Annotated in this window: 1 protein-coding gene; it reads right to left on the bottom strand. The window is 39.9% G+C overall.

The features are described from left to right. The coding region (locus tag KVT37_RS34125; protein WP_217579085.1) for a paeninodin family lasso peptide at positions 1–104 on the bottom strand (104 nt) is incomplete at its 3' end. Between the last annotated feature and the right edge of the window lie 134 nt (positions 105–238).

The following is a 238-nucleotide window of genomic DNA, read 5'->3' as shown; positions in this document are numbered from 1 at the left end:
GGTTCACCATTGTAAGCTTCATCATGATAGCCCTCATATCCTGATGCCATAGTCATATTAATATCCAGTGTCTCTAGCACCGGAGTTTTCCACTCTTTTTTCATATTTTCACCTCCTCTCAAGAAAAGTTTTTTATAAATCGACTAACGACTAAACTCCGAATAGCAATCCTGTATTCTGGGTTTGTTGCATATTCTGGCCGGGGTCCTTCCCTAACCTTTGAAATAGCTGACTTTAC

Source organism: Mesorhizobium sp. GbtcB19 (assembly GCF_019091085.1).
GTDB lineage: Bacteria > Pseudomonadota > Alphaproteobacteria > Rhizobiales > Rhizobiaceae > Mesorhizobium.
Note: the sequence above shows the minus strand (reverse complement) of the source record. Positions and strands in the feature narration are given on the sequence as shown.